Genomic DNA, 7,300 nt, shown 5'->3' with positions numbered 1-7,300 from the left:
CGGAAGTTGCCGACCAGCTTGTCCAGCTCGCCGGAGAGGTGCTGCAGGCTGCGGCTCGACTCGGTGAGCTGGTGGGCGATGTCGGCGGTCTCCATGGTGAGCTGGTTGATGTCTTCCACGTTGCGGTTGATCTCGCCCACCACACTGGACTGCTCCTCGGTGGCGGTGGCGACCTGGATGTTCATGTCGCTGATCTGGGTGATGTGGGCGGTGATCTGGCCGAGGGCGCCGTTGGCGGCATCGGCCTGGGTGACCACTTCCAGGCTCTGGTTGCGGCCCTGGGTCATGGCGCTGACCGCGCGGGCGCTCTGCTCCTGCAGCCGGTTGATCATGCCCTGGATCTCGGCGGTGGAGGCGGCGGAGCGACTGGCGAGGTTGCGCACCTCGTCGGCCACCACCGCGAAGCCGCGGCCCTGCTCGCCGGCACGGGCGGCCTCGATGGCGGCGTTGAGCGCCAGCAGGTTGGTCTGCTCCGAGATGCTGCGGATGGTGTCGAGGATGCTGCCGATGGAGTCGGTCTGGCTGGCCAGCGACTCGATGACCCCGGCCACCCCTTCAATCTCGCCGGAGAGGCCGACGATGCCGTGGCGGGCCTGGGCCACCACCACGGCGCCGGCGTCGGCCTGCTCGTTGGCCTGCTTGGCCACGTCTGCCGCCAGCGAGGCATTGCCGGCGATTTCACTCACGGTAGCCCCCATCTCGTGGATGGCGGTGGCCACCTGCACGGTGCGATCCCGCTGGGCGGTGCAGTTGTGCTGGGTTAGCTGGGCCTTGGCGGCCACCTCGTTGGCGGTGGCGGCGAGCTGGCGGGAGTTGTCGGCCACCTGCTCGATGGAGCCGTGGATCTTGGCGACGAAGTTGTTGAATCCGGTGGCCACCTGGGCCAGTTCATCCCGCCCTTCCACCTTGAGGCGCTGGGTCAGGTCGCCGTCACCGCTGCCGAGTTCGCGGAACAGGCGGGCCAGCTGGTTGAGCGGGCGGCTCACCGAGCCGGCCAGCAGCATACCGAGCAGGCCCATGCCGGCGGCGATGGCCAGGCTCACCAGCAGGATGTGCAGGCGTGCCCGATCCAGTTCGGCATAGATCTCCGCTTCTGGCACCTGGGCCACCAGGTACCAGTCGAGCAGGGGGATGTAGCTGCTGGCCAGCACCACCGGCTGACCATCCACCTCGGCGTGGGTGGCGGCAAAGGGTTGCTTGGCCAACAGATCGCCGCTGCCGCTTGCCAGCTGGGTCAGGCTGTCCCGGTCGATGCGGCTGGCGTCGGGGTGCAGCTTCACCTTGCCGCTGCCATCGGTCATGAAGACGAAGCCGCTGTCACCGATGCGGAAGTTGGCGAGCATGCTGACCATGCTGTCGAGTGACTTGGCGAGACCGGCGAGGCCGCGGCCATTGAGTTGCTGGAAGTTGACGAACAGCTTCACCTCGCCGTTGCTCTCGCGAAAGATGCTGAGCATCAGGTCTTGCTGGCTCTTGGTGTAGCCGTAGAACCAGGCGTCCTGCTCCGGGGTGAGGTTGCGCAGGAAGCCGTCCTGGTTGTAGTAGGCGGCGCTCTGGCGATCGGCGAAGGAGGCGGTGACCAGACCATACTGGCTCGTCATGTCCTTGAGCTGGTTGATGAGGATGGACTCCTGCTCCTTGGGCATGCCGCGCTCGACCCAGTCCAGCACGAAGCGATCGTTGGCCAGTTGCCTGGCGGCACCGGCGACCGAGGTGAGATCCTTCTCGATCTCCTTGCCGATGCGCTGGGTCAGGTTGGGCAGCTCCTGCTCGAACATGCGGGTTTCGATCAGTTGCTGGGCCGAGCGCTGGCTGAAGTAGCCTACCAGCAGGCAGGAGAGCACCACGGCGAGGGTGACCGTGGCCAGGATTTTCTGTTTGAGTGTCAGGCTTGCAAGCATAAGAGTGACTCGGATGGATGAACGCGGGATTGAGCACATATTAGCGGCAGCCCGGCGCCACCCTTGATAGGCCGGCCCACTTTATTGATGGATTACGTTTGCGCTCACATCGCTGCCTGGCTGGGCCGTACCCGCCTGCGTCGGAATGCGCATCGATAACCCCTGCCAACTGTTGCGGTTCGCTTTGCGCACCTTATAGTAGGCTTCACTGCCTAGCTGGCTCGCCCTGGATTCAATGGAAAATCATATGCGCATCTTTCGTCGAGGATGGAACCCACTGTTCCTGATTTTGCTGGCCTGTCTGCCGCTGATGGCGGCGGCCCAGCCCGAACGGCCCAAAATTGCCCTGGTACTCAGCGGCGGCGGCGCCAAAGGGTCGGCCCACATCGGCATCCTCAAGGTGCTGGAGCAGAAGCGCATCCCGGTCGACATCATAGTGGGCACCAGCATGGGCTCCTACGTGGCGGGCATGTACGCCATGGGGCTCAGCGCCGAAGAGGTGGAGCGCACCACCCTGGCCATCGACTGGAACAAGGGCTATCAGGACAAGGTAGGGCGCGACGAACTCTCCCTGCGCAAGAAGCAGCAGAGCGAACAGTACCAGCTGCGCACCGACATCGGCATCAACGGCGACTCGGTCCAGTTCCCCGACGGCTTCTTCCAGGGCCAGTCCATGGCCAGCCTGCTGCGCCACGCCACCTCCAACCTGCCGGTACAGAAGAGCTTCAACGATCTGCCCATTCCCTACCGCGCCATGGCCACCGACATGGAGACGGTGACCCCCTTCGTGCTGGACCACGGCAGCCTGGCCAAGGCGATGCAGGCCTCCATGTCCATTCCCGGCGCCCTCAAACCGGTGGAGTGGGAGGGGCACATCCTGGCCGATGGCGGTACCGTCAACAACATGCCGGTGGACGTGGCCAAGGCGATGGGGGCCGACGTGGTGATCGCGGTGGACATCAGCGCCAGGCTGCGCACCCGCGAGTCTCTGAAATCGGGGCTCGCCATGATCGACCAGCTCACCACCTACATGACCCAGGTCGGCACCGAGAAACAGAAGGCGTTGATGGGGCCAGACGACATTCTGCTGACGCCCGAGTTCGGCAACATGGGCATTGCCGACTTCGCCCTGATGCCGGAGGGGATCAAGCTCGGGGAGGAGGTGGCCAACCGCGCCTCGGCCCGGCTCGACAAGCTCTCCCTCTCGCCGGCCGCCTATGCCGCCTATCGCAACCAGAAGTTGAGCCGGCGTGCCGAGCGCAGCGGCCAGCCCGCCTACTACATCGACAAGGTGGAGATCATCAACAAGTCCCGTCTTTCCGACGAGACGGTGCGCGCCATGCTGAAAGTGCGCCCCGACAAGATCCAGACCAACGAGAGCCTGGAGGCGGGCATTCGCCGGCTCTATGCGCTGGAGTCGTTCGATCGCATTACCTACGAGGTGGTGGAGCGGGGTGGCGAGAACGTGCTGGTGGTCGACGCCAGCGAGAAGAACTGGGGGCCGGGCTACCTCAACTTCCAGTTCGGCTTCTCCGATGACTTCGAGAGCAGCTCCAACTACAACGTGGGCATGTCCTACACCCTCACCAACGTCAACGACTGGGGGGGCGAGTGGCTGACCGAGGCATCGCTCGGTACCGCCAAGCACTTCAAGACCGACTTCTACACCCCGCTGGAGCCCTCCCAGACTTTCTTCGGCGAGGCGAGCCTGGCCTATGACAAGACCCAGCGCCGCATCTTCATGCCCGAGGAGACGCGGGCGGCCGATGGGGTGAGCTATGTCGATTCCGAATACAGCTTCACCAGCGTCGATCTGGCGGTGGGCTGGAATCGTCAGCCCTGGAGCCGTCTCTCGCTCGGGCTGGAGGGAAAAATGGGGGATATAGACATTCGCAACGTGGCGGATGCCAAGGTGGATGCCTCCTCCTGGGGCCCCTATGTCCGTTTCGAGCACGACACCCTCGACAGCCGCTACTTCCCCTATCAGGGCGCCTACTGGGACATCAAGGGGGGTTACTCCGCCGTCCGGCTGGATGACAGCAGTGACATCAATGATCGCTACGAGGGGGTCAACTACCACCTGGCGATGATCAAGCCCTGGTCCTGGGACAGACACAGCCTCAACCTGCTGCTGGAGGGAGGGGGCTCCACCTCCCAGGAGGAGTACCCGCTGTTCGTGCAGGATCTGGGCGGACTGTTCCGCATGTCCGGCTTCCAGCGCTACCAGCTGAGCGGCCGCTACAGCCTGTTTGGCGGGCTGCGCTACATCTACCGGGTGGCTGACAACGACTTCGGCGCGCTGCGGGCCCCACTCTATCTGGGGGGCTCCATCGAGCAGGGTGGGGTGTGGAACAGCGGCAGGGATATCAGCGTGGAGAGCTCTTTCACCGCCGGCTCCGTCTACGTCGGGGTGGAGAGCTTCCTCGGCCCCATCTTCCTCGGCTACGGCATGGCGGAGGGGGGCAACGACATGTTCTATCTGCAATTGGGCAGCACGTTCGAATAACGGGAAAATGATGCCTTTTTGTTAACTTATTTCTGGTGTGCCATTTATCCACTTGTAAAACATCAGCAAGTTTAGATGGTTATGTCGTTTTGATGAATATCTGTACAGGCTTTGGATTTTAATTAGTCGTTAAAACTTATATAGTGGGGGGCACCCTACGGGTGTCCCGCAAGGACGATCGCCGCGAGCGTGGGCGAACCCCAAAAAAAGACCAAAGAGGAATTAGTCGTGCTTGAAACATACCGTAAACACGTCGCAGAACGTGCCGCCGAAGGCGTGGTTGCCAAACCTCTGGACGCAGAGCAGGTCGCCGCCCTGGTTGAACTGCTCAAGAACCCGCCCGCCGGTGAACAAGACTTTCTGAAAGAGCTGTTGTCCTCCCGTATTCCCCCAGGCGTTGATGAAGCGGCCTATGTCAAAGCCGGTTTCCTCACCGCCGTCGCCAAGGGCGAAGCCCACTCTCCCATCCTCACCGCTGCCGAAGCCGTCGAGCTGCTCGGTACCATGCAGGGTGGTTACAACATTCAGCCGTTGATCGACCTGCTGGACGACGCGACCCTGGCTCCTCTTGCCGCCAAGGGCCTCTCCCACACCCTGCTGATGTTCGACTCCTTCCACGACGTGGAAGAGAAGGCCAAGGCCGGCAATGCCCACGCCAAGCAGGTGATGCAATCCTGGGCCGACGCCGAGTGGTTCCTCTCCCGCCCCGAATTGGCCGAGAAGATCACCGTCACCGTGTTCAAGGTGACCGGCGAAACCAACACCGACGATCTGTCACCGGCGCCGGACGCCTGGTCCCGCCCGGACATTCCGCTGCACGCCCTGGCCATGCTGAAGAACGCCCGTCCCGGCATCACCCCGGACAAGGATGGCGTCATCGGCCCCATCAAGACCATCGATGCCCTGAAAGAGAAAGGTTTCCCGCTGGCTTACGTGGGTGACGTGGTCGGTACCGGCTCTTCCCGTAAATCCGCCACCAACTCCGTGCTCTGGTTCATGGGCGACGACATTCCGTTCGTGCCGAACAAGCGCGCCGGCGGCGTTTGCCTGGGTGGCAAGATTGCCCCCATCTTCTTCAACACCATGGAAGATGCCGGCGCCCTGCCCATCGAGGTGGACGTTTCCAAGCTGGAAATGGGCGATGTGATCGATATCTACCCGTACCAGGGCAAGATCTGCAAGCATGGCACCGACCAGGTGCTGGCCCAGTTTGAACTGAAGACCGACGTGCTGATCGACGAAGTGCGCGCCGGTGGCCGTATTCCGCTGATCATCGGCCGTGGCCTGACCGACAAGGCCCGCGAGGCGCTGGGTCTGCCGTTCTCCACCGTGTTCCGTCGTCCGCAGCCTGTCGCCGACACCGGTAAGGGCTTCACCCTGGCCCAGAAGATGGTGGGCAAGGCGTGCGGCGTGAAGGGCATCCGCCCCGGCACCTACTGCGAGCCCAAGATGACCACGGTCGGTTCCCAGGACACCACGGGCCCGATGACCCGCGACGAGCTGAAAGACCTGGCCTGTCTCGGCTTCTCCGCCGACCTGACCATGCAGTCCTTCTGCCACACCGCGGCCTATCCCAAGCCCATCGACGTGCAGACCCACCACACCCTGCCGGACTTCATCATGAACCGCGGCGGCGTGAGCTTGCGTCCGGGTGACGGCGTCATCCACTCCTGGCTGAACCGCATGCTGCTGCCGGATACCGTGGGTACCGGTGGTGACTCTCACACCCGTTTCCCCATCGGCATCTCCTTCCCGGCGGGCTCCGGTCTGGTGGCCTTCGCCGCCGCCACCGGCGTGATGCCGCTGGACATGCCGGAATCCGTGCTGGTGCGCTTCAAGGGCGAACTGCAACCGGGCATCACCCTGCGTGACCTGGTCCATGCCATCCCCTACGCCGCCATCCAGAAAGGGCTGCTGACCGTCGAGAAAGCAGGCAAGAAGAACATCTTCTCCGGCCGCATCCTCGAGATCGAAGGTCTGCCGACCCTGAAGGTGGAGCAGGCGTTCGAGCTGGCGGATGCCAGCGCCGAGCGCTCCGCCGCCGGTTGCACCATCAAGCTGGATAAAGAGCCGATCATCGAGTATCTGAAGTCCAACATCGTGATGCTGAAATGGATGCTCTCCGAAGGCTACGGCGACGTGCGCACCATTACCCGCCGCATCAAGGGGATGGAAGAGTGGCTGGCCAACCCGGTGCTGATGGAAGCGGACAAGGACGCCGAGTACGCCGAGATCATCGAGATCGATCTGGCCACCATCAAGGAGCCCATCCTGTGTGCGCCGAACGATCCGGACGATGCCCGCCTGCTGAGCAGCGTGGCCGGCGACCAGATCGACGAGGTGTTCATCGGTTCCTGCATGACCAACATCGGCCACTTCCGCGCCGCCGGCAAACTGCTCGAGAAGTACCAGGGCGAACTGCCGACCCGCATGTGGATCGCCCCGCCCACCAAGATGGACAAGGATCAGCTGACCGAAGAGGGCTACTACGGCATCTTCGGCCGCGTCGGTGCCCGCATCGAAATACCCGGCTGTTCCCTCTGCATGGGCAACCAGGCGCGGGTAGCGGAAGGGGCCTCCGTGGTCTCTACCTCCACCCGCAACTTCCCGAACCGTCTGGGCAAGGGGGCCAACGTCTATCTGGCTTCTGCCGAACTGGCTGCGGTTGCCGCCATCCTCGGCAAGATCCCGACCGTGGCGGAGTACCTGCAGTATGCCAAGTCGCTGGATGCCACTGCCGCCGACACCTATCGCTACCTCAACTTCAACGAGATCGCCTCCTACACCAAGAAGGCCGATGCGGTGATCCTGCAGCAAGCGGTATAAGGGCCGGCGCCATCATGGCGCAGACAGTCCAATAAAAAGCCCCGGCTCATGCCGGGGCTTTTGTTTG

General features: G+C 63.2%; 3 protein-coding genes. 2 read left to right on the top strand and 1 reads right to left on the bottom strand.

The window, feature by feature from the left end:
* Positions 1 to 1,901: methyl-accepting chemotaxis protein (locus tag AB5Y81_RS19035; protein ID WP_368146765.1), on the bottom strand; the 1,901-nt coding region annotated here is incomplete at its 3' end.
* A 247-nt stretch (positions 1,902 to 2,148) separates the two neighbouring features.
* Here AB5Y81_RS19035 and AB5Y81_RS19030 point away from each other — a divergent pair.
* Complete coding sequence (locus AB5Y81_RS19030; protein WP_010635968.1) at positions 2,149 to 4,407, top strand: patatin-like phospholipase family protein; 2,259 nt, start codon at positions 2,149 to 2,151, stop codon at positions 4,405 to 4,407.
* A gap of 228 nt (positions 4,408 to 4,635) precedes the next feature.
* On the top strand, positions 4,636 to 7,233 hold the full coding sequence (gene acnB, locus AB5Y81_RS19025) for a bifunctional aconitate hydratase 2/2-methylisocitrate dehydratase (protein WP_005305603.1): 2,598 nt from the start codon (positions 4,636 to 4,638) through the stop codon (positions 7,231 to 7,233).
* Positions 7,234 to 7,300: the final 67 nt, after the last annotated feature.

It is taken from the genome of Aeromonas sp. s2 (assembly GCF_040907935.1).
Taxonomy (GTDB): domain Bacteria; phylum Pseudomonadota; class Gammaproteobacteria; order Enterobacterales; family Aeromonadaceae; genus Aeromonas; species Aeromonas dhakensis.
This window is presented reverse-complemented; position numbering and strand designations above follow the sequence as displayed.

Coding starts and splice junctions, on each gene's coding strand:
- AB5Y81_RS19030 (WP_010635968.1), top strand. CDS start 2,149: ATGCGCATCTTTCGTCGAGGATGGAACCCACTGTTCCTGATTTTGCTG.